25 protein-coding genes and 1 pseudogene are annotated in these 26,225 nt (G+C 27.1%); 23 read left to right on the top strand and 3 right to left on the bottom strand.

The window, feature by feature from the left end:
- The first annotated feature begins 195 nt into the window (after window positions 1-195).
- From Q3287_RS08940 to ggt, 3 genes are all read left to right on the top strand, one after another.
- The gene (locus Q3287_RS08940; protein ID WP_054270024.1) at window positions 196-963 is read left to right on the top strand and encodes an ABC transporter ATP-binding protein; all 768 of its coding nucleotides are present in this window, start codon (window positions 196-198) and stop codon (window positions 961-963) included.
- A complete protein-coding gene (locus Q3287_RS08935) occupies window positions 950-2,887 on the top strand; it encodes an ABC transporter permease (protein ID WP_407963903.1) in 1,938 nt (645 codons plus the stop codon). The genes Q3287_RS08940 and Q3287_RS08935 overlap by 14 nt, the downstream gene beginning before the upstream one ends.
- A 162-nt stretch (window positions 2,888-3,049) precedes the next feature.
- Entirely contained in the window at window positions 3,050-4,663 is a 1,614-nt protein-coding gene (gene ggt, locus Q3287_RS08930; protein WP_407963902.1) for a gamma-glutamyltransferase, read from the top strand.
- 138 nt (window positions 4,664-4,801) lie between these two features.
- Here the strand turns inward: ggt and Q3287_RS08925 are convergent, their stop codons facing one another.
- A complete protein-coding gene (locus Q3287_RS08925; protein ID WP_407963901.1) occupies window positions 4,802-5,653 on the bottom strand; it encodes a sulfurtransferase in 852 nt (283 codons plus the stop codon).
- Between the two features lie 627 nt (window positions 5,654-6,280).
- Here Q3287_RS08925 and Q3287_RS08920 point away from each other — a divergent pair.
- The 11 genes and pseudogenes from Q3287_RS08920 to Q3287_RS08870 all read left to right on the top strand — a co-directional run bounded on the left by Q3287_RS08920 (window position 6,281) and on the right by Q3287_RS08870 (window position 17,662).
- Window positions 6,281-7,174 (top strand): sulfide/dihydroorotate dehydrogenase-like FAD/NAD-binding protein, encoded by an 894-nt coding sequence (locus Q3287_RS08920; protein ID WP_054270028.1) that lies wholly within the window; start codon window positions 6,281-6,283, stop codon window positions 7,172-7,174.
- A complete protein-coding gene (gene gltA, locus Q3287_RS08915) occupies window positions 7,174-8,568 on the top strand; it encodes an NADPH-dependent glutamate synthase (protein ID WP_054270029.1) in 1,395 nt (464 codons plus the stop codon). The genes Q3287_RS08920 and gltA overlap by 1 nt, the downstream gene beginning before the upstream one ends.
- Window positions 8,569-8,814: 246 nt before the next feature.
- Entirely contained in the window at window positions 8,815-9,825 is a 1,011-nt protein-coding gene (locus Q3287_RS08910) for a cache domain-containing protein (protein WP_407963900.1), read from the top strand.
- A gap of 15 nt (window positions 9,826-9,840) precedes the next feature.
- Window positions 9,841-10,194: pseudogene (locus tag Q3287_RS08905) on the top strand (diguanylate cyclase domain-containing protein); the annotation flags it as partial.
- A gap of 87 nt (window positions 10,195-10,281) precedes the next feature.
- The gene (locus Q3287_RS08900) at window positions 10,282-11,043 is read left to right on the top strand and encodes a putative bifunctional diguanylate cyclase/phosphodiesterase (protein ID WP_407963974.1); all 762 of its coding nucleotides are present in this window, start codon (window positions 10,282-10,284) and stop codon (window positions 11,041-11,043) included.
- A gap of 140 nt (window positions 11,044-11,183) precedes the next feature.
- Window positions 11,184-11,930 carry an ABC transporter ATP-binding protein gene (locus Q3287_RS08895; RefSeq protein WP_054270031.1) on the top strand — a complete coding sequence of 249 codons (747 nt, stop codon included), beginning with the start codon at window positions 11,184-11,186 and terminating at the stop codon, window positions 11,928-11,930.
- Complete coding sequence (locus Q3287_RS08890; protein WP_167641032.1) at window positions 11,930-13,804, top strand: ABC transporter permease; 1,875 nt, start codon at window positions 11,930-11,932, stop codon at window positions 13,802-13,804. The genes Q3287_RS08895 and Q3287_RS08890 overlap by 1 nt, the downstream gene beginning before the upstream one ends.
- 119 nt (window positions 13,805-13,923) lie before the next feature.
- Window positions 13,924-15,315 (top strand): MATE family efflux transporter, encoded by a 1,392-nt coding sequence (locus Q3287_RS08885; protein WP_054270033.1) that lies wholly within the window; start codon window positions 13,924-13,926, stop codon window positions 15,313-15,315.
- Between the two features lie 107 nt (window positions 15,316-15,422).
- Window positions 15,423-16,463, top strand: a complete 1,041-nt coding sequence (locus Q3287_RS08880) for a Fic family protein (protein WP_054270034.1) — start codon at window positions 15,423-15,425, stop codon at window positions 16,461-16,463.
- Between the two features lie 260 nt (window positions 16,464-16,723).
- On the top strand, window positions 16,724-17,377 hold the full coding sequence (locus Q3287_RS08875; protein ID WP_054270035.1) for an FMN-dependent NADH-azoreductase: 654 nt from the start codon (window positions 16,724-16,726) through the stop codon (window positions 17,375-17,377).
- A gap of 75 nt (window positions 17,378-17,452) precedes the next feature.
- Window positions 17,453-17,662, top strand: coding sequence for a hypothetical protein (locus tag Q3287_RS08870; protein WP_021384315.1), 210 nt, complete (start codon window positions 17,453-17,455; stop codon window positions 17,660-17,662).
- 140 nt (window positions 17,663-17,802) lie between these two features.
- On the opposite strand, the gene Q3287_RS08865 is transcribed toward Q3287_RS08870, so the two are convergent.
- Window positions 17,803-18,369, bottom strand: coding sequence for a DUF1836 domain-containing protein (locus tag Q3287_RS08865; protein ID WP_231300667.1), 567 nt, complete (start codon window positions 18,367-18,369; stop codon window positions 17,803-17,805).
- Window positions 18,370-18,529: 160 nt separating this feature from the next.
- Between Q3287_RS08865 and Q3287_RS08860 the strand changes: the two genes are divergently transcribed.
- Window positions 18,530-19,183 (top strand): hemolysin III family protein, encoded by a 654-nt coding sequence (locus Q3287_RS08860; protein WP_054270036.1) that lies wholly within the window; start codon window positions 18,530-18,532, stop codon window positions 19,181-19,183.
- A gap of 151 nt (window positions 19,184-19,334) precedes the next feature.
- Here Q3287_RS08860 and Q3287_RS08855 read toward each other — a convergent pair whose 3' ends face one another.
- A complete protein-coding gene (locus tag Q3287_RS08855) occupies window positions 19,335-19,511 on the bottom strand; it encodes a hypothetical protein (RefSeq protein ID WP_003420092.1) in 177 nt (58 codons plus the stop codon).
- Between the two features lie 526 nt (window positions 19,512-20,037).
- On the opposite strand from Q3287_RS08855, the gene Q3287_RS08850 reads away from it, so the two are divergent.
- The 8 genes from Q3287_RS08850 to hisIE are packed head-to-tail and all read left to right on the top strand — an operon-like array spanning window position 20,038 to window position 26,051.
- The gene (locus Q3287_RS08850; RefSeq protein WP_054270037.1) at window positions 20,038-20,982 is read left to right on the top strand and encodes an ATP phosphoribosyltransferase regulatory subunit; all 945 of its coding nucleotides are present in this window, start codon (window positions 20,038-20,040) and stop codon (window positions 20,980-20,982) included.
- A 21-nt stretch (window positions 20,983-21,003) separates the two neighbouring features.
- Window positions 21,004-21,630, top strand: coding sequence for an ATP phosphoribosyltransferase (gene hisG, locus Q3287_RS08845; protein ID WP_021384322.1), 627 nt, complete (start codon window positions 21,004-21,006; stop codon window positions 21,628-21,630).
- Between the two features lie 27 nt (window positions 21,631-21,657).
- Window positions 21,658-22,707: a histidinol-phosphate transaminase gene (gene hisC / locus Q3287_RS08840; protein ID WP_407963899.1), complete on the top strand. Its 1,050-nt coding sequence runs from the start codon at window positions 21,658-21,660 to the stop codon at window positions 22,705-22,707.
- On the top strand, window positions 22,704-23,288 hold the full coding sequence (gene hisB, locus Q3287_RS08835) for an imidazoleglycerol-phosphate dehydratase HisB (protein WP_407815054.1): 585 nt from the start codon (window positions 22,704-22,706) through the stop codon (window positions 23,286-23,288). Before hisC ends, hisB begins: the two co-directional genes overlap by 4 nt.
- A gap of 1 nt (window position 23,289) precedes the next feature.
- A complete protein-coding gene (gene hisH, locus Q3287_RS08830) occupies window positions 23,290-23,895 on the top strand; it encodes an imidazole glycerol phosphate synthase subunit HisH (RefSeq protein WP_243193048.1) in 606 nt (201 codons plus the stop codon).
- Window positions 23,892-24,614: a 1-(5-phosphoribosyl)-5-[(5-phosphoribosylamino)methylideneamino]imidazole-4-carboxamide isomerase gene (gene hisA / locus Q3287_RS08825; RefSeq protein WP_054276529.1), complete on the top strand. Its 723-nt coding sequence runs from the start codon at window positions 23,892-23,894 to the stop codon at window positions 24,612-24,614. Before hisH ends, hisA begins: the two co-directional genes overlap by 4 nt.
- Window positions 24,596-25,354 carry an imidazole glycerol phosphate synthase subunit HisF gene (hisF, locus tag Q3287_RS08820; protein ID WP_054270042.1) on the top strand — a complete coding sequence of 253 codons (759 nt, stop codon included), beginning with the start codon at window positions 24,596-24,598 and terminating at the stop codon, window positions 25,352-25,354. The genes hisA and hisF overlap by 19 nt, the downstream gene beginning before the upstream one ends.
- Window positions 25,355-25,382: 28 nt before the next feature.
- Window positions 25,383-26,051: a bifunctional phosphoribosyl-AMP cyclohydrolase/phosphoribosyl-ATP diphosphatase HisIE gene (gene hisIE / locus Q3287_RS08815; protein WP_054270043.1), complete on the top strand. Its 669-nt coding sequence runs from the start codon at window positions 25,383-25,385 to the stop codon at window positions 26,049-26,051.
- Window positions 26,052-26,225: the final 174 nt, after the last annotated feature.

Here is a 26,225-nt window from a genome sequence, read left to right as displayed (position 1 = left end):
TTAATATAACTATGTTTTACTTGATAAATTATATTTTAAACATAATTACAATAAAAATGAAGAAATATAATAAATACTTACATAAATGTAACTTTAAATTAATGTAATTAAATGTTTAAAAGCTATTTTAATATATATAATATATTTGTGAGAATTAATAAATAACTAATTATGAGGAGAGGTGATTATTTAACTATGGAAGAAGTATTATCTGTTGAAAATGTAAAAAAAGAATATGGGAGAAGAGGTTCAAAATTTGAAGCTCTAAGAGGAATAAGTTTTAAGGTTTATAAAGGAGAATTTGTTGGTATTATGGGTTCATCTGGTGCGGGTAAATCAACTCTTTTAAATATCATTTCTACGATAGATTTACCTTCATCAGGAGAGGTTTACATAAATAGAAAGAATATTGTTAAAATGAATCAAAATGAATTAGCAGATTTTAGACGTGATAATCTCGGATTTGTGTTTCAAGATTCTAATCTTCTAGAGACTCTTACAATAAAAGAAAACATAATTCTGCCCCTTTCTTTAAAAAATGAAAGCGTATCAAATATAGAAAATAGAATACAAGAAATATCAAAAGAATTAGATATAGAATCAATATTAGATAAATATCCTAGTGAAGTTTCAGGAGGGCAGAAACAAAGAGGAGCTGTCTGTAGGGCAATAGCAACAAAACCATCATTAATACTTGCAGATGAACCCACAGGAGCATTAGATTCCAAATCTGCTAGGGATTTATTGAATTGTCTACTGAACTTAAATAAAAATAACAATAGAACGATATTAATGGTAACTCACGATGCTACATGTGCAAGTTTTTGTGATAGGATACTCTTTATAAAGGATGGAATAATATTTACAGAAATTGTTAAAGGGGAAAGTACTAGAGAATTCTATAATAAAATAGTAAATACAGTTTCCTTAATTGGAGGAGTTAATAAAAATGAGTTTATTTAGAATTGCAATGCAAAATGTAAAAAATAGTTTTTTTAACTATTTAATGTATTTTATTTCAATTGTATTTAGCGTGTTTGTATTTTTTAGTTTTAAATCTATAGAGTATAATGAAGCTTTAAACTCACTTGGAAATAAAACCAGGATAAGTATTAACACAAGCTCGATTGTAATAATTATATTTGTTTTCTTATTTATATATTATTCGAACTCATTTTTTTTTAATAGACGTAGACGAGAGGTGGGGACTTATAGTTTACTTGGAATGAGGAAAAGTCAGATAGGAAGAGTATTTTTATATGAGACTTTTTTGATGGGGATACTTGCAATATTAATAGGAATATTTTTAGGTTTGTTATTTTCAAAGCTTATGACTATGATACTTGTAAAGTTAATGAATGAAATGATAGTAGTAAAGATGAATTTAAGTGCAAAGGCTTTAGTTCAAACACTAGTTGTATTTTTAATAATATTCATAGTTATTGGAATAAGAAATACTATGGTAATCAGAAATAAAAGGGTTGTAGAATTATTTAGTAAATTGCCAGAAAAGCATACAACTAAAAAATGTATAAGGTTAAAAGGAATACTTGGTATTTTACTAATAACAATTTCTTATCTTATGTCAATTAGTTATTTTATTGCTGAGAATATTATGCTTTCAATTTTTATATTAATTACAATAATACCAGGAACTTTTTTATTCTTCTCATCAGTTATGTCTATAATCATTGACACTGTTAGGAAGAAAAAAAAATTTTATTATAAAGGAAGAAATCTAATTGCTTTTTCTGAACTTGGATTTAAATTGAAGAGCAATAGTAGGATACTGGCTATAATATCAATATTAATAGCTACAAGTGTAACCATGCTAGGATTTACCATATCACTTTATTATGATATAGATAGAAATATAAGTGAAAATTACAAATACAGTTATACTGTAAATGCAGAAAATAATCATGTAAATAAAGAAATTGACGATTTGTTATATAAATATAAAAAAAATAATAAGGTAATCTTTGATAAAACAATAGAGCTCATAGACAAAAATATAATCTTTGAAATGTATTATAAAAATGCAAATAATCAAAAAAAAGATAGAATATCTGTGGACTTAATTAAAGAAAGTGATTTTAAAAAATTAAGACAGTATCAGAATGTAGGTTATAAAGATTTATCCTCGAATGAATATGCGTATTATGTTTCTGATTCATATAAGAAAATATTTTTAGAAAATTTTAATACTAAAGAAATAAAGCTATACATTAAAGGAGAAAAAGAATATGGTACAAATCTTCTTAAAGTACAAGAAAATATTTTAGAACCAGAAATAAATTCACAATCTACATTCGATTTAGTTGTAGTAAAAGATAAAATTTTTAATCAGTTAAAGTCAGACAGAAGCTCTAGATTAATAAGATTAATTGACATAGATAACGAAAAGAAAGGACTTGATTTAACTTTAAAATTGAAAAATATAGTGAATAAAAATATGAAATTTACTTATCCTTTTAATTTTACATCAAGGAATGAGAACTATAATAATTTGATAAAATTAAGTGGTCTTATGTTATTTATAGGTATATTTTTATCTGTAGTATTTCTTTTATGTACAGGTAGCATAATTCTGTTTAAGCAACTATCAAGTATATATGATGATAAAGAAAGATATATTATGTTAATAAAACTTGGAGCAAACAACAAAGATATTGAGAAAATAATATCAAAACAATTAAAAGTTGTATTTTTACTTCCATTAGTCGTAGGTACAGTTCATAATCTATTTGCAATGTCAATTGCACAAAAGTTTATACCTAGGTCATTAATTACTCCAATTATCATAACTCTAGTCATTTATTATATAGGATACTTTATATATTATTTTTTAACCTTAAAATATGCTCAAAATATGATAATAGAATAAATTAAGTTGTTTTAAGCTAAGATATAAAATCTTAGGGGATATATTAAGATGAAAAAATTAAGATTTGGAAAAAGTATATATTTTATATCAGTTGTGTTACCTGATGTTATATAATAAATTTAGGAAAGACATCAAATAAAAAATGACAAGGAGTTGAAGTTTATGAAGTTTAACGCTTATCAACATAAATATTCATCAATAAGAAATGTCGTATATGCTAAAAATGGAGCAGTTGCAACATCAACACCACTGGCATCTCAAGCTGGGCTTGAAATATTAAAAAAAGGTGGAAATGCTGTAGATGCAGCAGTTGCAACAGCTGCTACATTAGCAGTGGTAGAACCAACAAGCAATGGGATTGGTGGAGATGCATATGCTCTTGTTTGGATAGAAGAAGAAAAACGATTGCATGCTCTAAATTCTAGTGGTTTTGCTCCAGAAAAGATGGAATTAAATAATTATGGTAATCTTGAGGAAATGCCTAAGTATGGATTTGGAGCAGTAACTGTACCTGGAATACCTGCAGCTTGGGCAGAATTAAATAAAAAGTATGGCAAGCTTAGTTTAAGGGAATGTTTATCTCCAGCAATAAACTATGCGAGAGAAGGTTATGTAGTATCTCCTAATGTGGCTAAAGTGTGGAAAAAATCATATGAATTATATGAAAAAGAACTTGTTGGGGAAGAATTCAGACCATGGTTTGATACATTTTCTAAAAAAGGCAAAGCTCCAGAAGCTGGAGATATATTTATATGTGAAGAACATGCAAATACATTAGAAGAAATAGCAAATACTCAATCTGAAAGCTTTTATAGAGGAAGACTTGCTGATAAAATAGATGAATATTCTAGAAAATTTGATGGAGCTATAAGAAAAAGTGATTTAGAGCGTTTTTATCCAACATGGGTAGAGCCTATAAGCACAGAATATAAAGGATATAAAATATTTGAAATTCCACCAAATGGACATGGGATAACAGTTTTAATGGCGCTTAATATATTAAAAGAATTAAATATAGAAGGAAATATAGAAAATGTGGAAGATATACATAAGATTATAGAAAGTTTAAAATTAGCTTTTGCAGATTCTAAAACTTATGTAACTGATATAGAACACATGAAGGTGAAGGTTCAAGATTTATTAAATCAAGAGTATGCCAAAAAAAGAAGTTCATTAATCGATAACAAAAAGGCTCTATATCCAAGTGAAGGAGAGCCATACTGTGGTGGTACAGTGTATCTTTGTACTGCTGATAAAGATGGAAATATGGTTTCATATATACAGAGTAACTATATAAACTTTGGTTCTGGAATTGTGATACCAAACACTGGGATTGCATTACATAGTAGAGGGAATAATTTTAACTTAGACCCTAAACATCATAACGTAGTAAAACCATTTAAAAAACCTTACCATACTATAATACCTGGATTTTTAGGCAAAGAAGATAAAGCAATAGGACCATTTGGTGTAATGGGTGCATTTATGCAACCACAAGGACATGTTCAAGTACTAACAAACATGATAGATTTTGGTCTAAATCCTCAAGAGGCACTAGATGCTCCAAGATGGCAATGGATAGAAGGCAAGAAAATAGAAGTTGAATCAGATATGCCAAAACACATAATAGAGTCATTAATTGAAAAAGGGCATGAAATAAAAGTAATTAATGATAGTGTTGATATGGGAAGAGGTCAAATAATATTCAAAACAGAACAAGAAAGTTATATCTGTGCAACAGAATCAAGATGTGATGGTCATGTTGCAGTTTATTAATATTATTAAAATGTATATATGATGAATTTAAAAATGTATATGAAATATCAATTAAAGGCGAAAGTCTAAATGACTAACGCCTTTATGATATTTTATAATATTTAAGATATTATAGACTGATTTTATATGTTATTAGTTTTATTCTTGACCAGTCTTAATTTCATTGTCATCATAGCTAATCCAGTCGCTAAAGCTACCAACATAAATCTTATGAGGAATGTCAAGCTCTCTAAGAGCAAGACTATTGACACAAGCAGATATTCCTGAACCACAAGATAAAATTACTTCATCATAAGTATTTAAATCTTTGAAGAAATCTTTTAAAAATTCCATGTCTTTAAGTGAACCATTTTCAAAATTACTTTTTATTAAATCCTTACAAAAATAATTCTTAGCACTAGGTATATGACCAGCTTTTGAATAAGCAGGCTCAACTAGACCTTGATATCTTTCGTTGGCACGACAATCTATGATTACAGTATCTTTTTTATATAATTTAGATTTAACATATTCCATTGGCACAACTAAATCATCATTTATATTTGGTTTAATTTCTTTACCTGTGCAATTTGGAATATTTATTTTTTCTTCTAGTTCTCCGCCTTCGTTCACGAAAGAAGTTATTCCTCCATCTAGTACATAGACCTTTTTAAGACCTAAATGTTTTAATTGGAAAAATAATCTACAAGCTCCATTTAAATCTCCATCATCATAAGCTACAATTGTAGTATCGTTATCAACGCCCATTTTTTCTAACTTTTCTTTTAATATGAAAGGGTCTTGTAAAGGATTTTTACCACCATGTTCTTTTGTAGGAGACGATAAATCCTTGTCTATATCTAAGATGAAACTGCCTTTTATGTGTCCTTTTTTATAAGAATCAATACCATAAGTTCTATTAATAAGGTCAAACCTACAATCTATAATGACTAGATTATCATTTTGTTCTAGCTTTGATATAAGTTCTTTTGCAGAAATAATGTTTTTCAAAGCATGTACCTCCTATGTTTATATTATTTTTATTTTAATCTATATTAATTATTAACTTTATAAATTAATATTATTATAATTTATTACATAAGTAAATAAATCTTTAGAAATTGTAAAAATTTTATATAAAAATTCAAATAATTAATGAATATTGAAAATTTTAGATATATAATAAAATAAGGGTGTATTTTAAATAATATGAAAGCTGGTATTGCAATAGATTAAAGCCTTATACACGTTTAGTTTTTAAAGAAATTAGTGTTATTATGAAAACCTAAGTTAATTTATTAAATAAATAATTGAATAAAAAAATTTTATTATGTATTTATAAAATTTTTGTTACAAATTTGGCATAATATAGTATACTTTAAGTGTGTATTAGGTTAAATCTATAACAAATTAGACATATGATATAGACTTAGTGTTTATTGGCAATTAAAAGAAATTTGTTAATATCAACTATTTGTAGTTTGGGCAGTTATAATTATTTTATAGGGGGGATGTCCAATACAAAACAATTAATCAAGAACTAATATTATATTATAATAAGTTATAGTTTTGTGTGTTTATGTTTTTAATTAAATTTAGAGTGGGAAAAATATATTTGTTAGAATGGAGAATAGCGAGATGAGTAATAGAATAGTTAGTAAGAGACAATTAACAGATAGTATTTATTTGATGGAAATAGAGGCGCCTAGAGTTGCAAAATCTTCTCAACCTGGTCAATTTATAATAATTAAGAATGACGAAAAGGGAGAAAGAATTCCTCTAACAATAGCTGACTATGATAGAGAAAAAGGAACAGTAACTATTGTATTCCAGACAGTTGGTGCTTCAACTAAAAAATTAGCAATGTTTGAAGAAAACGATTTTGTAATGGACTTTGTAGGACCATTAGGACAAGCAAGTGAATTTATACATGAAGATATAGAAGAATTAAAAAATAAAAAAATATTATTTGTAGCTGGTGGAGTTGGTTCTGCTCCAGTGTATCCACAAGTTAAATGGTTTAAAGAGAATGGATTAGATGTAGATGTAATAATTGGTGCAAGAACTAAAGAATTAATAATATTAGAAGATGATATGAGAGAAGTAGCTAAAAACGTATACGTATCAACAGATGATGGTACATATGGATTTAATGGAAGAGTTACAGACTTATTAAAAGATTTAGTTGATAATCAAGGCAAAAAATATGACCAAGCAATCGTAATTGGACCAATGATAATGATGAAATTTATGTGCCAATTAACTAAAGAGTTAAATATACCTACTATAGTAAGTTTAAATACAATAATGATTGATGGAACAGGTATGTGTGGTGGTTGTAGAGTTAGTGTTGGAGATGAAACTAAGTTTGCATGTGTAGATGGTCCAGAATTTGACGGACATTTAGTTGACTTTGACCAAGCAATGAGAAGACAATCTATGTACAAGACTCAAGAAGGAAGAGCTATGCTAAAACTTGAAGAAGGCGATAGTCATCATCATAGTAATTGTGGATGTGGAGGTAACAAATAATGGATGCTAAAAAAGTAAAAGTACCAGTTAGAGAACAAGAACCTGCTGTAAGAGCAAAAAATTTTGATGAAGTGTGTTTAGGATACAATAAAGAAGAAGCTATGGCAGAAGCTAATAGATGTTTGGCTTGTAAAAAACCAAAATGTGTAGGTGGATGTCCAGTAGGAATAGATATTCCAGGATTTATAACAAAAGTTAAAGAAGATGATATAGAAGGTGCTGCTAAAGTAATAGCTAAGAGTAGTTCATTACCAGCTGTTTGTGGTAGAGTATGCCCACAAGAAAGTCAATGTGAAGGTGTATGTATACTTGGAATAAAATCAGATGCAGTATCAATAGGTAAACTAGAAAGATTTGTAGCAGATTGGTCAAAAGAAAATGATATAAATTTATCTGATACAGAGCCTAAGAAAAATCAAAAAGTAGCAGTAATAGGAAGTGGTCCAGCAGGACTAGCTTGTGCTGGTGATTTAGCTAAAAAAGGTTATGATGTAACAATCTTTGAAGCAATGCATGAGCCAGGTGGAGTTTTAACTTATGGTATACCTGAATTTAGACTTCCAAAACAAGCTGTTGTTCAACCTGAAATAGATAATATAAGAAAATTAGGTGTAAAAATAGAAACTAATGTAATTGTTGGTAAGACAATAACAGTAGATGAGCTTATAGAAGATGAAGGATTTGAAGCTATATTCATAGGTTCAGGAGCAGGTCTTCCAATGTTTATGAATATACCAGGAGAGAATGCAAATGGGGTATTTTCTGCAAATGAATTCTTAACTAGAGTAAACTTAATGAAAGCTTACAGAGATGATTATGACACACCTATTAGTTCTGGTAAAAAAGTTGCTGTAGTTGGTGGTGGAAATGTTGCTATGGACGCTGCTAGAACTGCATTAAGATTAGGTTCAGAATCATATATAGTTTATAGAAGAAGTGAAAAAGAGCTTCCAGCAAGAGCTGAAGAAGTACACCATGCAAAAGAAGAAGGTATTATATTTAATACATTGACAAATCCTAAAGAAATTTTAGTAGATGAAAATGGATATGTTAAAGGTATGGTTTGTATAAGAATGGAATTAGGAGAACCAGATGATTCTGGAAGAAGAAGACCTATAGAAATAGAAGGTTCTGAATTTGTACTTGATGTAGATACAGTTATAATGTCACTTGGAACAAGTCCAAATCCATTAATATCTTCTACGACAAAGAGTCTTGATATAAATAAGAGAAGATGTCTAATAACAGATGAGAATGGACAAACTTCTAAAGAAGGAGTATTTGCAGGTGGAGATGCTGTTACTGGAGCAGCAACAGTAATATCTGCAATGGGAGCTGGTAAAACAGCAGCAGCCTCAATAGATGAATACTTAAAAGCAAAAGTTAATGCTTAATTTGTAAATTAAAAATGCCAAGCTAGAATATAATTTCTGGCTTGGTATTTTTTTGTTTTTTAATTGTACAATTGTTATTGTCGTAATATTTGACACTATTCTACCATAATTAGACATAATTGTGATAAAATGGTATACAATAAAGGTTTTATAAGGAGGTAATAATGTGTTGATAACAAAATCAAATTTGCTAAATCTAACATTAGATAACAAAAAAATAAATTATATAATTAATGGTGTTTTAATATGAGAAGAAAAGAAAAAGTATTTGATGGACTAATTTTTAAACACATATTAATTTTATTAATGTTATTAGTCTTGATTGATTTCACAAGCACAATTATATGTGCAAGTAATTCTATGAAGGTTACTTCTGAAAATATGCTTGAGGCATCTAAAAGAGAGCTTGAGGACTATTTAAAAACAAACACTTCCTTATTAAAAGCTCTTAGTCAAGATGATAGATTTTCTAATAGTGAGATATCTCTAATTGAAAAAGGAAAATTATTAAGACCATATCAAAAAGAATATAATCTTTTTATGATTGGTATAACAGATACAGAAGGAAATGTTTCAAGTACATATAGGGAAAAAGTTGGTTCAATAAAAAATAAGGTTGGTTTTAAGAAAGCAATTAAAACTAAGCAAGTAGTAGTTTCAGACATTGAGACTAGTAATGTTACAGGTGATAAAGTGTTTATTATATATATGCCTATTGTAAAAAACAATGAGGTAACAGGAACCATTTTTGCGTCTTTTTATTTTCAAAATGTAAATAAGATAGTGAGTAGAAGTAACTTTGAGGATTCTATTAAATTTCTAATGATAGACAAAGATTATACTCTTATTTCTGAATCGGATAAAAACTCTATCAATAATAAAAGTAATACTTTGAGTTTAGAAGGGAATATCATAGGAAGTACTAAAGATGAAATTTTAAAAAATATAAATGAAAAACAAAAAAGTAGTTTTTTATATTGGAATAACTGGAGATTATATAATGTAAAATATACAAATATTAAGGATACTAATTGGACTTTAATATCAAAATGTGATATATTTGAAAATTTTAAAAGCCTAATAATTAATTTTATAATAAAATTATATTTCTATATATTAATATTTATGATATTGTGGAAATTAAGTAATGCTAAGTTAATAGACCAACTTAAAAAGTTGGCTTATTATGATTCTTTAAGTGGAATAAAAAACAAGGAAAAATTTAGAAAAGATTCTATATATATTTTAAAAAATTAATATCGAGATGATTTCTACTTGGTGCAGTTAGATGTAAATAAATTTAAATATATAAATGAGATGTTTGGTTATTCTGAGGGAAATAAGATATTAATTCATATTGCACATGTTTTAAATAATAATATGAATAAATTTGAGCTTTGTGCTAGGATGGATAATGACCATTTTATACTATTGGTTTTTTGCAGTACTGAAGATGAACTTTTAAGTAGATTGTCTAAAATAAATAATGAAATTTGTAACTTAAGTACTAATAATTCATCTAAATATAAAATTGTTATATCAAGTGGAATATATAAAATCACTGAAAAAGATGATGCTCAAAAGATTGACCTGTTAATTGACAGAGCAAATATTGCAGCAAAAACTAAAAAAGAAAAATACGAACACTCATATTCATTTTTTAATGAAGAGACAAGAAATCGACTGTATAATGAAAAACGATTGGAAGATAATATGAATAAAGCTTTAGAAAAAGATGAATTTATAGTGTATTATCAGCCTAAATATAGTCTAAATGATGGAAATGAAATTGAGGGAGCAGAAGCTCTGATAAGATGGGATAGCCCAGAAATGGGATTTATTTCACCTATAGACTTTATACCTTTATTTGAAAAGAATGGTTTCATTGTAAATGTTGACATGTTTGTATTTGAAGAGGTTTGTAAGACGATTAACAAATGGATAAATGAAGGATATACTCCTGTACCAATCTCAGTGAATATGTCTAGAGTTCATTTATACAGAGATAATTTTATAGAAAATATCACTGATTTGATAAATAAGTACAACATCTCTCCTAAGTTTATTGAACTTGAACTAACTGAAAGTGTTGTATTTGACAATTTAGATATATTGATTAACATAATGAAAAAGCTTAAAGAAATAGGTTTTATTATATCAATGGATGACTTTGGTTCAGGGTATTCATCTTTAAATTTATTAAAAGACCTTCCTTTTGATGTTTTAAAATTGGATAGAGGATTTTTAATTGAGACAACAGACACAAAACGTGGTAAAATTATTATTTCCAAGATAGTAGAAATGGCAAAAGCTATTAATATTAAAGTAATCTGTGAAGGTGTAGAAACTTATGAACAAGTGGAATTCTTAAAAGAAATAGGTTGTGATAAAGTTCAAGGATACTTATTTGCTAAACCCATGGTGTTAGATGAATTTGAAAAACGTTTAAATTTTAAATTTAATAGTAATCAATAATTAGTTAGATTATTTAATGCCCTAATTTAATTGGCTTACAAATATGTAAGTTAATTGTTAGGGTATTTTTATGGTTAAAGTAGTATGTTCACGATAATATAGTATTGTAGTAAAAATAAAAAAGTTATGGAGAATATAAAATGAACATATTAAGTATTAAAAATATATCAAAAACATATTGTGGAAAGGTTCCATTTAAAGCCTTGGATAAAGTTAGTATAAATATAGAAAAAGGAGAGTTTGTAGCTATTATGGGACCATCTGGAAGTGGTAAATCTACTCTTTTAAATATAATATCTACAGTTGACAAACAGAATGAAGGGAAAGTTATATTAGATGGATGTGACATAAGTGAATTAGAAGGAGAAAAGCTTGCTGAATTTAGAAGAAAACAACTTGGTTTTGTATTTCAAGATTTTAACTTAATTGATACTCTAACTGTTGAAGAAAATATCATGTTACCACTTACATTAGATGGTGCGAATGTTAAAGATATGAATAGACAAACCATAAACGTAGCTAAATTTTTAGGTATTGATAATCTTTTAGATAGGAGAATCTATGAAATTTCAGGAGGTCAGGCTCAAAGATGTGCTATTGCCAGGGCAATTATAAATAGACCATCACTACTACTTGCAGACGAACCAACTGGAAATCTTGATTCAAAATCTACTGATGATGTTCTAAGATTATTTACTAAGATAAATAAAGAACAAAATGTAACTACACTTATGGTAACTCATGAAGCATATAGTGCAAGTTACTCAGATAGAGTGATTTTTATAAAGGATGGGTGTGTATATACAGAAATAAAAAAATCTGGAAGCAGTAATTCTTTTTATGATGAAATACTATCTGTATTGTCTCAGATAGGAGGTGCAAGATAGTGAGCTTTAGAAGGTTTGCTTATAATAATATAGTTAGGAACTTTAGTGCATATTTAGCATATTTTTTAAGTTCAGTTTTTTCTATAATGATATTTTTTGTCTTTGCTGTATCTATGTTTCATCCAATCATAGCAGATTCAGGAATCCAAAATGGCTCTACTGCGTTTATGGCTCTTATGGTTTCCGAATTAATAATACTAGGGTTTAGCTTGCTTTTTATATTGTATTCTTTAGGAAATTTCTTAAAATATAGATTAAAAGATTTTGGAATATTGATAATAATTGGAATGAGCAATAGACAATTAAAAAGATTGATATTAATTGAGAACTTGATAATAGGTTCCTTAGCAATAATACTGGGAATATTACTTGGTCTATCAGTCTCTAAATTGTTTTTATTGTATTTAAGTAAGTTATTTTATATAAACTTAACAGCAATTTATTTTCCATTAAAAGCAATACTGATGACAGTCATATGTTTTACAATTTTGTTTTTAATAACAGGACCATTAAGCTTAAAGTTATTGAATAAGAATAATGTTTTAGAGCTTTTAGTAGGAACAAGAAAGCCTAAAAAAGATATAAAGACTTCAAAGTTGCTTGGAGTAATTTGTATAGTATGTCTTATAATAGGATATGCTATGATACTATTTGGTAACAAGTTAAAAATAAATGGAGGTATGTATACAATAACGTTATTAATCATTTTGGGTACATTTTTATTTTTTTCTCAATTTATAATTTTAATATTAAAGTATTTAAAAAATAAAGAAAAGTTTTATAAAAGAAAAGTGAATATGTTACTTATAAGTAATCTAATGTATAAATTAAAAGATAATACAAGGTTGCTGTTTTTAATGACAATACTTTTATCAGCTACTTTAGTAGCATTTACAACAACTTCATCACTTGTAAGTTCTCAAGGAGAATCTTCTAAAAACAACTTCCCAATGGTTTACTCATATTTCTCAGAAGATAATAATGAGAAAGAATATGAAGAATTGCAACAAATTAGAAAGACAATTAAAAGATATGATTATAAAGAGCTAAGTTTCCCCATACTTAAACATAATAGAGATGCGATATTAAGTGTAAAAAATTATAATGCATTGTCGAAACAATTAAAATTAGATGAGGTGAATCTCAAAAAGGATGAAGGTATATTAATTCCTGGTAGTAATTCACAAGAACACATAAAGTCTCTAAAACAAGTAAAAAATTATAATATAAAAAGAATAAATATAAAAATAAAAGCATCATCAAATAATATAATTTTTCCTACTGGAATGTTCAATAAAATTATAATTATAAATGATAGTTTATATAATGATATAGAAAATGAATTTTCAAAACTGAGTTTTTATGGATTTGATTATAATAACTGGCAAACTAGTGCTAATATAACTGAAAATCTAAAAGAAAAGCACTTTAATTTGGATAGAGAATACAATAGGTCATACTTTTTAACTTTACCAGACATGTATTTAGTGGAATTACAACAAAGTAAAATTCTACAATTTATGGGTATTTTTATAGGTGTGATACTTTTTATGGGTGTTTTAAGTTTTTTATATTTTAGATTATATACAGACGAGCCATATGATAAAGTTAAATACAAAAACTTATCAAAAATAGGTCTATCTTTTAAAACTATGAATAAGATTGTTAGTATAGAGATAGGTACATTATTTTTCATACCATATTTTATAGCAATTGCAAACACCATACTTTCTCTATTCTTTTTAAATAATATATTAAATAGTAGTTTTAACTTAGAAAATCTGGGTATATTACTAGTGCTCTCATCTATATATACACTTTATTTTTATCTGTTAAAAAAATTTTATATTAGAAAAGTTTGGTTTTTTGATTAAAGTGGTATATAATAGATATATAAAATTAATATTTAAAAAGTAGTTAATATTAAGGGAGGGCATTTGCACCTCCCTTGTAATATGTGGAAAATTGAATATTAGAAGAAGGAGGAGACTTGATGGAAAATCAACAATTATTAGGAACAGAACGAATTAGCAAATTACTACTTAAATATTCTATACCAGCGATAATAGGTATGTTGGTAAATAGTTTATATAATGTAGTAGATAGAATCTTTATTGGAAATATACCAGGAGTTGGGCCACTTGCAATAACAGGTCTTGGTGTCACAATGCCGATAATGACAATAATACTTGCATTTGGTATGTTGATAGGTATAGGAACAACTACTACTATATCAATAAAACTTGGGCAAGGTAAAGTAGAAGAGGCAAGAAAACTTATAGGAAATGCAATGACATTATCTGTAATAACAGGAATTATTATAATGATACTTGGAATCTTATTTGCAAATAAGATACTTACATTATTTGGAGCAAGTGAAAATACCCTTATATATGCAAAATCATATATAAATATTATATTATTAGGTACAGTAGTAAATCTTCTTTCCTTTTCTTTAAACCACTCAATAAGAGCTGATGGTAGCCCTAAAATTTCAGCAGGAATAATGATAATAGGATGTTTAACTAATATAGTTTTAGACTGGATATTAATATTTGGATTCAATTTAGGAATACAAGGGGCTGCAATTGCTACAGTAACTTCTCAAGCTCTTACAGCTGTTTTAACTATAGGATATTATATAAGTGGAAAATCAAACTTAAGATTTAGTAAATCTAATCTAAAATTAGATAAGAAACTAATAAAAGCAGTATTTGCAATAGGTATGTCTCCATTTGCAATGCAACTTGCAGCAAGTTTGGTTCAAGTCATATCAAATATTGCACTTAAAACTCATGGTGGAGATTTAGCTATAGGTGCTATGGCTACAATTTCTTCTATCGCAATGGTATTTTTAATGCCTATCTTTGGAATAAATCAAGGAGCGCAACCTATTATAGGTTTCAATTATGGAGCTGAAAAATACGATAGGGTTAAAAAAGCATATTTAGGTTCATTAGTAGTAGCTACTATAATTTTATGTATGGGTATGGTAGTAGTCATGGTTTTCCCAGAGGCGATTATAGGAATATTTAATAAAGACCCTGAGCTTATGAGTATATCTGTTGATGGTTTAAGAATATATCTACTTATGTTGCCAATTGTGGGCTTATCAGTTACAGGAACAAACTTTATACAATCTATAGGAAAAGCCAAAATGGCAATGTTATTAAGTCTTTTAAGACAAGTAATTTTATTGATACCAGCAGTACTAATTCTTCCTACATTCCTAGGTTTACAGGGTGTATGGACAGCTCAACCAGTGTCTGACTTTATAGCTACAGTAATTACAGGTGTAGTCGTATTTAGAGAGTTAAAAAGATATACTCCTAAGAGTGAAAGATTAAATGAAAGTGAAAAACTAAATGAGATAACAACTGAATAAAAAATATAAATTCAGATAATTGAGCAAGAAATTGCAAAAAGTACAATTATATGATAAAATAAAACCGCTGTCAAGGATAAGAGAAATTCTAATTATGGAGTGATTTTATGGAATTTACAAAGAAAAGCAAATTAAAAAATATGTATGTAAACATGAATGTAGCAAGAATGTTGTCTAAGATAAATGAGTATAAGGGTAGACAACTGCTTTACAAAAAACAACCAAAAGAAATTTTAGAAAGATTAGAAAAAAAATCTTTAGTAGATTGTTCTGAATCTACATACATTGGAAATCAAAGAGATAGTAGTAATTTTAATTTGGAGAAATTAATAAGTAATGAAGTTACACCTAGAAGTAGAGAAGAATTGAGCATTGTTGAATACAGAGATGTAGTAAAAACCATTAATAGTGCTTATGAAAGTATTCCAATAAGTTCACAAACAATTCTTGAGCTTCATGGATACTTATATAAATTTTCATCTACTAGAGGAGGAAGCTACAAATCAGATAATGATTTTATTGAACACAATTTAAAATGTGGTGAATTCATAAGTATTGATTCGGGTGTAAATAAGGTGGAAAAAGCTGTAGAAGAAATATGTGAAGCTTATAATACATTGATGGAGGAAGATGAAATTGATATATTAATATTAATTTCTGCATTTGTGTTAGATTTCATATTGATACATCCATTCAAAGAAGGTAATATAAAAATGGCGAGAGTACTTATCCTATTGTTGCTAAATAAAAATGGATATGAAGTTGGAAGATATATAAGTTTAGGAAAAATATTTGATGATAGTTCATATGAGTATTACAGTAATTTAAATTATTTGAAATCGTCTATAGGTAGTGAGAAAGCAGATATGAATGCATGGATTGAGTACTTTTTAGAAACAATATTGACTGCATATGAGAAGTTGGATGATAGTTTAAATATATCTGATAAGAAAAGACAAACCAAAACTAGTAGAATAGAAAAAATAATAAATTCTACTCTTGGATATTTTACAAAAGAAGATATAAGAGATTTATGTCCTGATATTCCAGAACCTACAATAAATAGAGTTTTTAACAATCTAAGAAAACAAGATAAGATAGAGGTTGTTGCAAGAGGTAGAAGCGCAAAATGGAAGAAAAAATATTAAAAAATATTTAAATAATTGTAATGGTATAGTGTTTTAACACTATACCATTTTTATTAAAATTATAAGCATTATTTAGGCTAGAATATCTATTTTTTATTATATCTTTAATATTTTCTGTAATTAATACACATAATATTTTATTGTTTTTACTTTTAAGATTATTTAAAATTTGTATCTTTATTTATTTTATGATTTGGCAACAGAATAGAATGGTTATATTTGTGAAATAATAATATAAAAATAATCTTAGGAGTGAGCTTATGAAGAAAAAATTATTATATATAAATGTAAATTCAAAACCTGAAGACTTATCTTCAAGCAAAACTGTAGCAAGAAAATTTATAAATAAATTTATGGAAGAAAACAAGGATTTTGAGGTTGAAGAAATAGACCTTTATAAAGAGCATATACCAAGACTTGAATATCAGTACTTTGAAAAGAGAAATTGCATAGTTAATGAAGAAGATGCTAAGAAGTTGGATGATAAGGATAGAAAAGAGATTACAAAGATTAGAAGCCTTTGTGACCAATTTGTGAGTGCAAGTGTATACGTAATAGCGGCACCTATGTGGAGTTTATCTTTTCCAGCACCACTTAAAGAATATATAGACTGTATAATTCAAGATGGAAAAACTATATCATTTGAAGGTAATGATAAGCCACAAGGAATCTTAAACGATATTGATAGAAGTATGGTATATATACAATCTTCAGGTGGACACATACCATGGGTATTGAAACCAGTTATGAATAAAGGATTAAATTATGTGGAAAGTATAATGAAATTTATAGGAATTAAGAAATTTGATGAATTATTAGTAGATGGAACTGGAACTAGTGAAGAAGAAAGACAAAGTGCAATAGAGAAAGCATCTGAAAAGATAGAAGGTATAATAGATTCTATGAAGTTCTAATTATAATATTTTATTAAAAATATAAAGGAAAAACCTCTTTTAATGTAGAAACTTATATTGAAGGAGGCGAAAATCATGCGAGAAGAAAAAAGTAATGAAAAGTATGATTGTTATTGGTGTAATCAAGAAAATAATTTCTGTGTAGAGATAAAAGACAATGTAGTTATGATAGATGATGGCACTGGTATATTAAAACAAGCCGTTTTCATAGGGTATAAACAAATCCAAGTTAATTTAAATTGTTCACATTGTCAAAACTTAAATAGGATAAAATTAAATTTGTAGAACCTTAACATGGAGATTATTAGAAAAAATTAAAAATAGAAAGTATTAATATTTAGACTGAAAATTATATTGTATACAATTAAGAGTGATTTAAGTAATATTGTATTTTAATATTTATTTTCAGTCTTACTTTATTGAAATTATTTTTTAGAAATATCTGGGAAATAGGTATCTACTAATTTTTCGGAAATATTTTTTAATTGGTCAGCCATTGAAGTCAAACTCAATAAGGCTATCAGTAAATCATCTTTATTTTCTGGATTTATTGTTACATCTTCAAAATTAGAATCTATAAAGTTTGGTATATTCTTTCTTTGATTTTCTTTTATAGACATAAATTTTTCATAACAACTAACTAAGTCATCTTCATTGAAATCATCTTTTTCATACACACCATGTAAGATTCTTTTAATTTCTTGTATTGTAAGTGTATTTTTCATAGAATAAATAATTATCATTTGTAAAATTTGTTCTTTAGTATACTTTTTTCCCTTAATAGGTTTGATTAATCCCTCTTTACTGTAATTGTTTATCATAGTTTTAGTAAGAATTTTGTCACTCTCAAATCTCTTATTGGCAGAAAGTTTATTGTCAATTAAAGAAATAATTTGGTCCATGTATAAATCAATAGAAGGAATATCATTTGAAGTTATATCAGCATTATCTAGTGTTTCTAGTATTATAGTATTAAGTTCATTATTCATCATATGCTACCTCCATAATATATATAATACAATAAATTAGAAAATAAAACAATATTGAGTCTTGTAAAAAGAATATAAAGTGGTATAATTAAATATATAATATAGTAATGGAAACTATATCGATAAATTTGATTTTTAAAATACATAATTGTAGGAGGACAAAATGTATCAATTTTTTTTGAAGGGTAGAGACCCGATAAGTAGCTTAACTCACTTTATAGGAGCTTGTTTATCTCTTTTAGCAACTATAATTTTAGTTTTTCAATCTGTATCATTGCAAGAGACCTCTCTTTTGATGATAGTATCTGTATCGATATTTGGGTTGTCACTAATTGCTCTATATAGTGCAAGCTCATATTATCATTTTTTAAAAGGAACACCAGAGCAAGAATTGTTTTTTAGAAAAGTTGACCATGCAATGATTTATGTATTAATTGCTGGTTCCTATACACCAATATGTCTAAGTTTTATGGAAAAAAAGGAAGGCATAATATTTGTTACAGCAATATGGATAGTAGCCTTTATTGGTATAATAATAAAAATCTTTTGGATGGATGCTCCTAGATGGTTGTCTACAAGTATATACTTACTTATGGGTTGGGCAATTGTCTTTGATATAAATGCATTCAATTCAATACCTAAAGATTGCCTCAAGTTATTGATTATGGAGGGAATATCTTATTCTATAGGTGCGATTATTTATATTATTAAAAAGCCTAATATAAGTCCTGAATTTGGTTTTCATGAAATCTTTCATATTTTTATTATGATAGGTTCTTTATTTCATTTTTTAGCTGTTTTGTTGTATGTTTTATAATTTAAAAGGTTTGATTGATACTAAAATTCTACAATAAATAAAATGGAACTGTCTTATATATATTGTATTTTCTACAATAAGACAGTTCCTTATTATAAATATTAAATTTTATTTATAATAAATTTTGATAAAAATAGTACATTCAAAATGCCTATTCCATAATTCCTTTAATGTACTTCTCATTTACGACATATAGTTTGAATTTATGTACTATAATTATGTCCTCTAAATTCTCTGAAACACTAACAATTCTAACACATTTATTTCTAATTTCTACAGGTAAATCTAAATCATTTGTTAAATTCACATAGTCATCATATTTATACATAAAATCATCCCTTTACATTAAGATATACTTATTATACTATATTTTAATAAGTTTTTTTAAATTATTACAATTTTTCCCGAAATTTCATTTTTTATACATAAAATTTCCAAATTAGGTAAAGATTAAATTTATAATTGTACAAATAAAAAGTCTATATAAAATATTTTATTCAATTTTACAAATAACTATTGCCAATTTTTGAAAAATATATTATTATTAATAGTAACAAAAAACTGTAAATTTAGAATATTAATAAAAATTACTTGGGAGGAAATTATCATGGTGAGATTAGATATAGTAAAATTAAATACAAAATTAAATCATCACCATCATCATAGATTAAAGGGATTGTAATATGAAATTAATTCATAGACACAAGCCCTGTTTTTAGTGCAATTGGTCTTGTATCTATGATGGGAAGTAATTTTAAGAGAAAATTATAGCCATATAGGTATAAAGCCTATATGGCTTTTTATTATTTTAAATTTACAAAGGGAAGAGCAATTTTAATGAAAAGGGTGATAATATGAAGTTTTTAAGGATTGAAGATGAAGTTATTTATTCTAAAAAAAGATATAAATTAAAAAGAGAAATAGATAAACTTTTTTTAGATGAAGAATATTTTCAAATAGAGCCACAATTATTTGAAGAATACGATGAGTTTACGAGTATTAATAATAAAATTCCAGAAGAATCGATGGTAAAGGTTGTAAATGGAAAAGTAATGGTACTTAGAGCTGATATAACTACAAGTATAATAAAAAGTCTTGTTCCAAGATGGGAAGATGGTTTAAAGCTTAAACTTTTTTATAATTCATCAATATATAAAAATAAAAATACAGTTGGAATAAAAGAGATAAGACAGATAGGTTGCGAATGTCTAGGAGAATCTTCTGTAGAAGCAGATAGAGAAGTAGTAAAACTAGCTCTTAAGATACTTGAGAAATATAACAATAAGTTTATATTAGAAGTTGGAAGTAGCAAGTATATTAATGGTCTACTAGAAGAATTAAATTTAAATAAGAATTGTGAAAATCAAATTAAAAATTTATTGTATACGAAAAATACTCATGAATTAAAACTATATATTGAAGAGTTAAAAATTAAAAATGAAGTAAAGGAATTATTATCAAATATTTTAAGTTTACAAGGAAATTTATGTGATGTTATTGAAAAGTCAAAAAATTTCTATTGTAATGATAAGATGAAACAAGCACTTGAAGAATTAAAGCAAATAAATAACTTAATTGAAGAGTGTAATTTCTTAGATAAGGCTAGATTTGATTTATCAATGATTACAATGCTTGATTATTATGAAGGTGTTATGTTTAGAGGTTATTATCCAAACTCGTATAAAGAGATTTTGAGTGGTGGAAGATATGATTCTCTAACTAAAGAATATGGAAAAGAAATACCCGCTATTGGGTTTACATTAAGTGTTGATGAGTTAATGAAATATGTATATAAATAGGATTTAAAAGGAGGGGTTATTTTGGATTATTTGACTATAGCACTAGCAAAAGGAAGAATAGAAGGAGAATCGTTTAAAAAATTTAAAAAAATGGGTCTAGGGGACAGTATAGACACAGATACAAGAAAGTTAATCTTTAAAGATGAAGAAAATAAAATAATATATATACATGTCAAACCATCAGATGTAGTTACATATGTTGAAAAGGGAGTAGCAGACCTTGGTATAGCAGGAAAAGATACTATTTTAGAGAATGAAACAGATGTATATGAAATATATGATTTAGGTTTTGGGAAGTGTAAATTTGCTGTAGCAGGATTAAAGGGCGACAGTATATATAGAGAAGATGAATATTTAAAAGTAGCTACAAAGTATCCAAATATAGCTAAAAAATACTTTAAGGAGAAAGGTCAAAAAATTGAAATAATAAAATTAAATGGTTCTGTAGAATTAGCTCCAATAGTAGGATTATCAGATGTAATTGTAGACATAGTTGAGACAGGTAATACACTTAAAGCAAATGGTCTTGAAATATTGGAAGATATATGTGATATAAGTGCTAGAATTATATCAAATAGAGCTAGTTATAGATTTAAATATGAACAAATTCAAAATATAATTCGTTTATTTGAAGAACTAGATAACTAAAATACAATTAAGAAGGAGGAGTTTAAATTGAGAGAAAAAGAAAGTATAAGAGAATTAAAGGGATATGAACCAAACCATGTGAATTGCAAAGTAAAACTTGATGCAAATGAAGGAAGTAAGAAGTTGTTTAAGCATCTTATTAAAGAGATTTCTGATAGTGATATAGACTTAAATTTATATCCTGAAGATTCTTATAGTGAATTGAAAGAGTCTATAATAGATTATATAAATATTTCTGGAGTAAGTAAGAAAAATCTTTTAGTAGGAAATGGTTCAAGTGAAATAATTGATTTGATAATACATACTTTTGTAGATAAAAATGAAGTGATATTAAGTTTCTCTCCAAGTTTCAGCATGTATTCTATATATAGTCAAATAAATGGCTCTAAGTTTATAGGTGTTGAAAGTGACGAAAATTTAGTTATAAACATAGATAATGTAATTGAAAAAGTAAAAGAAAACAATCCTAAAATAGTAATTGTATGTAATCCAAATAATCCAACTGGAACAATACTAAAGAGGGAAGATGTAATAAAACTCTTAGATTCAACTGACAGTTTAGTAGTTTTGGATGAAGCATACATGGATTTTGGAGAAGAAAGTATGTTGAGTGATGTTTTTAAGTATGAAAATCTAATAATTCTTAGAACTTTATCAAAGGCATTTGGATTGGCTGGAATAAGAACAGGATATATGTTATCTAATAGTAGTTTAATAGACTCTGTTGAAAAGGTAAGACCTCCATATAATTTAAATTCATTATCAGATTTTATTGCTACAAGAGCTCTTAGAAATAAAGATATAGTGAAAGCTTATATAAATGAAGTAAAAGAAGAAAGAGAAGTTTTATATAAAGAAATGATTGATATAGGAATTAAGGCATATAAATCGCAAGCAAATTTTATATTGTTCTATTCTGAAATTGAAAATCTATCACAAAAACTTATTGATAGAGGAGTGCTAATAAGGGAATTTAGTGGTAAGTTAAAAAATTATTATAGAGTTACGATTGGTGATAAAGAAGAAAATACCATATTTATGGATGCTATAAGAGATATTTTGAAAAAGGAGAAATAGGTATGAGAATTTGGAGTATAGAAAGAAATACTTTTGAAACACAAATTTCAGTAGAACTAAATATTGATGGTTCTGGTAAAGCTGAAATAGATACTGGAATAGGATTTTTAGACCATATGCTTACATTGATGGCATTTCATGGCAAGTTTGATTTAAAGGTGATTTGTAAAGGTGATATATATGTAGATGACCATCATAGTGTTGAAGATATTGGTATAGCTATAGGTGAAGCATTTAAAAATGCTTTAGGTGATAAAAAAGGAATAAGAAGATATTCTACTATCTATATACCTATGGACGAATCTCTATCAATGGTAGCAATAGATATAAGTAATAGACCATATCTTGTATTTAATGCTAAATTTGATACTCAAATGCTTGGTAATATGAGTACTCAGTGTTTTAAAGAATTTTTCAGAGCTTTTGTAAATGAATCTAGAGTAACATTACATATTAATCTTTTATATGGAGAAAATGACCATCATAAAATAGAAAGCATATTTAAAGCTTTTGCAAGAGCTTTAAAAGAAGGAAGTGAAATAATTTCCAATGAGATAGCATCTTCAAAGGGGGTTTTGTAGAATGAATATAATAGTAGACTATGGTCTTGGAAATATAGATTCTGTATCTAGAGGTTTTAAAAAAGCTGGAATAGAAACTAAAATTTCTAGTGATATAAATGAAATTAAGAAAGCAAATTCGCTTATACTTCCAGGTGTTGGGGCTTTTAGAGATTCTATAAATGCTTTAGATGAACTAGGATTGATACCAATATTAAGAGAACATGCTTCAAAAGGAAAATTTCTGATAGGTATATGTTTAGGTATGCAATTACTTTATGAGAAAAGTTATGAGTATGGAGAATATGAAGGATTAGGACTTATAAAAGGCAGTATTGATAAATTAGATATAAGTTTAAAAGTGCCACATATGGGATGGAATAATCTAAAATTTAATAAAGAAGATGATGATATACTTAAATATATTAAGGAAGATGACTATGTATACTTTGTTCACTCATATTATGCAAATTCATCAAATGAAGAACTTATTGCATTTTCAGAGTATGAAAAGAAAATTCCTGCTATCGTTAGAAAAGATAATGTATATGGTATACAATTTCATCCTGAAAAAAGTGGAGAAGTAGGTTTAAATATATTAAAAGCATATGGGGAGATGATAAAATGATAATATTTCCAGCAATAGATGTAAAGGATAACAAGTGTGTCAGACTTACTCAAGGAGATTTTGATAAAGTAAATGTATATTATGATAATCCATTAGAAGTAGCAAACAAATGGAAAGATGAAGGCGCAGAATATATACATATAGTAGATTTAAATGGAGCTAGAAGTGAATTTGGTGTAAATACAGAAACAATTGAAAAGATAGCAAACAATATAGATATACCTATTCAAGTAGGTGGAGGAGTTAGAGATAAGGAAAAAGTCCAAAGTTTAATAAAAGCTGGTGTTACTAGAGTAATCCTAGGTAGTATAGCTATTGAAAATTTAAATTTAGTTGAAGAATTAGTCAACGAATATAAAGATAAAATAGTAGTCTCTATAGATGCTAAAGATGGAAAGGTAGCAGTTAGAGGTTGGGAAGTTGTAAGTAATGTGGATTCTCTAACATTGTGTAAACAACTTGAAAAAATAGGTGTGCAAACCATTGTTTATACAGATATATCAAAAGATGGAATGTTACAAGGTCCAAATTTTGATATATATGAAAAAATATCAAATGAAACATCACTAAATGTCATTGCTTCAGGAGGAGTAACCTCTATAGATGATGTTAGAAGATTGAAAGATATGAATCTATATGGTGCTATAATAGGTAAGGCACTATATGACAAAAAGATAGACTTTAAGGAGGCACAACAAATATGCTTACTAGAAGAATAATACCATGTCTAGATGTAAGGAATGGAAGAGTTGTAAAAGGTAAGAAATTCAAAGACATAGTGGATGTTGACAGTCCAGAGGTACTTGGGAAGTTTTATAGTGATTGTGGAGCAGATGAACTTGTATTTTATGACATAACTGCATCAAACGAAGACAGAAAGACATCCTTAGAATTTGTAACAAAGGTTGCAGAAAATATAAATATACCATTCTGTGTTGGTGGAGGCGTAAATAAGTTAGAAGATTTTACTGATATTTTAAGAAAAGGTGCTGATAAAGTTTCTATAAATTCATCAGCAGTCAAAAATCCTGAATTAATAAGGGAAGCATCATTAAAATTTGGAGCACAATGTGTTGTTTTATCAATAGATGCAAAGAAAAATGAAGAAGGTTCATGGAGTGTATATGTAAAAGGTGGTAGAGAAAAGACTAGTCTTGATGCAATTGAGTGGGCTGTTAAGGGTGTAGAGCTTGGAGCAGGGGAAATTGTTGTAAATAGTATGGATGAAGATGGAATGAAAAATGGATATGACATAGAATTGTTATCAAAAATAACTTCTTTAGTGAATGTGCCTGTTATAGCATCAGGAGGTGCTGGTAAAATGGAAGATTTCTATGAGGCTGTAAAAGAATCTAATGTGGATGGAATTTTAGCAGCATCTGTATTTCATTTTGGAGAAATAAAAATAAATGATTTGAAGAAATATTTAAAAAACATGGGTGTAGAAGTAAGATTATAAGCAAGATATCTAATAGGGGGTTGAAAAGATGGAAAATAAATGTAGCAATGTATACAGTGAGGAAACAGAAGACTTTATAAAAGGTGTAAAATTTGATGATAAGGGTCTAGTTCCTGTTGTTGCTCAAGATGTAGTGAGTAAAGATGTGCTAATGTTGGCATATATGAATGAGGAGGCTATAAAGAAAACATTAAAAGATAAAGTAGCTTGTTATTTTAGCAGAAGTAGACAAGAACTTTGGATTAAAGGTGAGACGTCTGGAAATACTCAGAAAGTTGTTAAGATGTCTTATGATTGTGATGTAGATACTATATTACTTTTAGTTGAGCAAACTGGTGTAGCTTGTCATACAGGAAACTATTCTTGTTTTTATAGAGATTTGTTTGATGATACTGATAAAATGGGATTTGAAGTAGAAAAAAGTATATTGAAAGAACTATATGATTTAATAAATGAAAGAAAAAATAATCCTATTGAAGGCTCATATACTAATTATCTTTTTGATAAAGGTATAGATAAAATTCTTAAAAAAGTTGGTGAAGAAAGTAGTGAGGTAATTATAGCGTCAAAGAATACAGATAAGAGTGAACTTATTTATGAAATTAGCGATTTAGTATATCATACATTAGTCTTAATGATAGAAAAGGATGTTAAAATTGATGAAATAAAGAAAGAGTTACTTAACAGAAGAAAATAAAATAAGATAGATTGATAAAGAATAAGAAAATATACCGCTTTTTATAAAAAGTGGTATATTTTCTTGTTCTTTATTTTGAATTTGTAGAATAGTCTGTAAATTTCTTGGTGCAATTTATTATATATATAATTTATTAATAAAATAATTATATTTCATTACTTATTTTAGAAAAAA

The sequence above is a fragment of the Clostridioides sp. GD02404 genome (assembly GCF_045898275.1).
GTDB lineage: Bacteria > Bacillota > Clostridia > Peptostreptococcales > Peptostreptococcaceae > Clostridioides > Clostridioides difficile_A.
This window is presented reverse-complemented; position numbering and strand designations above follow the sequence as displayed.

Coding starts and splice junctions, on each gene's coding strand:
- hisIE (WP_054270043.1), top strand. CDS start 25,383: ATGGAAAATAAATGTAGCAATGTATACAGTGAGGAAACAGAAGACTTT.
- Q3287_RS08900 (WP_407963974.1), top strand. CDS start 10,282: ATGAATAAAGCTTTAGAAAAAGATGAATTTATAGTGTATTATCAGCCT.
- Q3287_RS08910 (WP_407963900.1), top strand. CDS start 8,815: ATGAGAAGAAAAGAAAAAGTATTTGATGGACTAATTTTTAAACACATA.
- hisF (WP_054270042.1), top strand. CDS start 24,596: ATGCTTACTAGAAGAATAATACCATGTCTAGATGTAAGGAATGGAAGA.
- Q3287_RS08855 (WP_003420092.1), bottom strand. CDS start 19,511: ATGTATAAATATGATGACTATGTGAATTTAACAAATGATTTAGATTTA.
- Q3287_RS08920 (WP_054270028.1), top strand. CDS start 6,281: ATGAGTAATAGAATAGTTAGTAAGAGACAATTAACAGATAGTATTTAT.
- Q3287_RS08880 (WP_054270034.1), top strand. CDS start 15,423: ATGGAATTTACAAAGAAAAGCAAATTAAAAAATATGTATGTAAACATG.
- Q3287_RS08865 (WP_231300667.1), bottom strand. CDS start 18,369: ATGATGAATAATGAACTTAATACTATAATACTAGAAACACTAGATAAT.
- hisA (WP_054276529.1), top strand. CDS start 23,892: ATGATAATATTTCCAGCAATAGATGTAAAGGATAACAAGTGTGTCAGA.
- Q3287_RS08935 (WP_407963903.1), top strand. CDS start 950: ATGAGTTTATTTAGAATTGCAATGCAAAATGTAAAAAATAGTTTTTTT.
- Q3287_RS08850 (WP_054270037.1), top strand. CDS start 20,038: ATGAAGTTTTTAAGGATTGAAGATGAAGTTATTTATTCTAAAAAAAGA.
- ggt (WP_407963902.1), top strand. CDS start 3,050: ATGAAGTTTAACGCTTATCAACATAAATATTCATCAATAAGAAATGTC.
- gltA (WP_054270029.1), top strand. CDS start 7,174: ATGGATGCTAAAAAAGTAAAAGTACCAGTTAGAGAACAAGAACCTGCT.
- Q3287_RS08870 (WP_021384315.1), top strand. CDS start 17,453: ATGCGAGAAGAAAAAAGTAATGAAAAGTATGATTGTTATTGGTGTAAT.
- Q3287_RS08940 (WP_054270024.1), top strand. CDS start 196: ATGGAAGAAGTATTATCTGTTGAAAATGTAAAAAAAGAATATGGGAGA.
- Q3287_RS08875 (WP_054270035.1), top strand. CDS start 16,724: ATGAAGAAAAAATTATTATATATAAATGTAAATTCAAAACCTGAAGAC.
- Q3287_RS08895 (WP_054270031.1), top strand. CDS start 11,184: ATGAACATATTAAGTATTAAAAATATATCAAAAACATATTGTGGAAAG.
- Q3287_RS08860 (WP_054270036.1), top strand. CDS start 18,530: ATGTATCAATTTTTTTTGAAGGGTAGAGACCCGATAAGTAGCTTAACT.
- Q3287_RS08885 (WP_054270033.1), top strand. CDS start 13,924: ATGGAAAATCAACAATTATTAGGAACAGAACGAATTAGCAAATTACTA.
- hisH (WP_243193048.1), top strand. CDS start 23,290: ATGAATATAATAGTAGACTATGGTCTTGGAAATATAGATTCTGTATCT.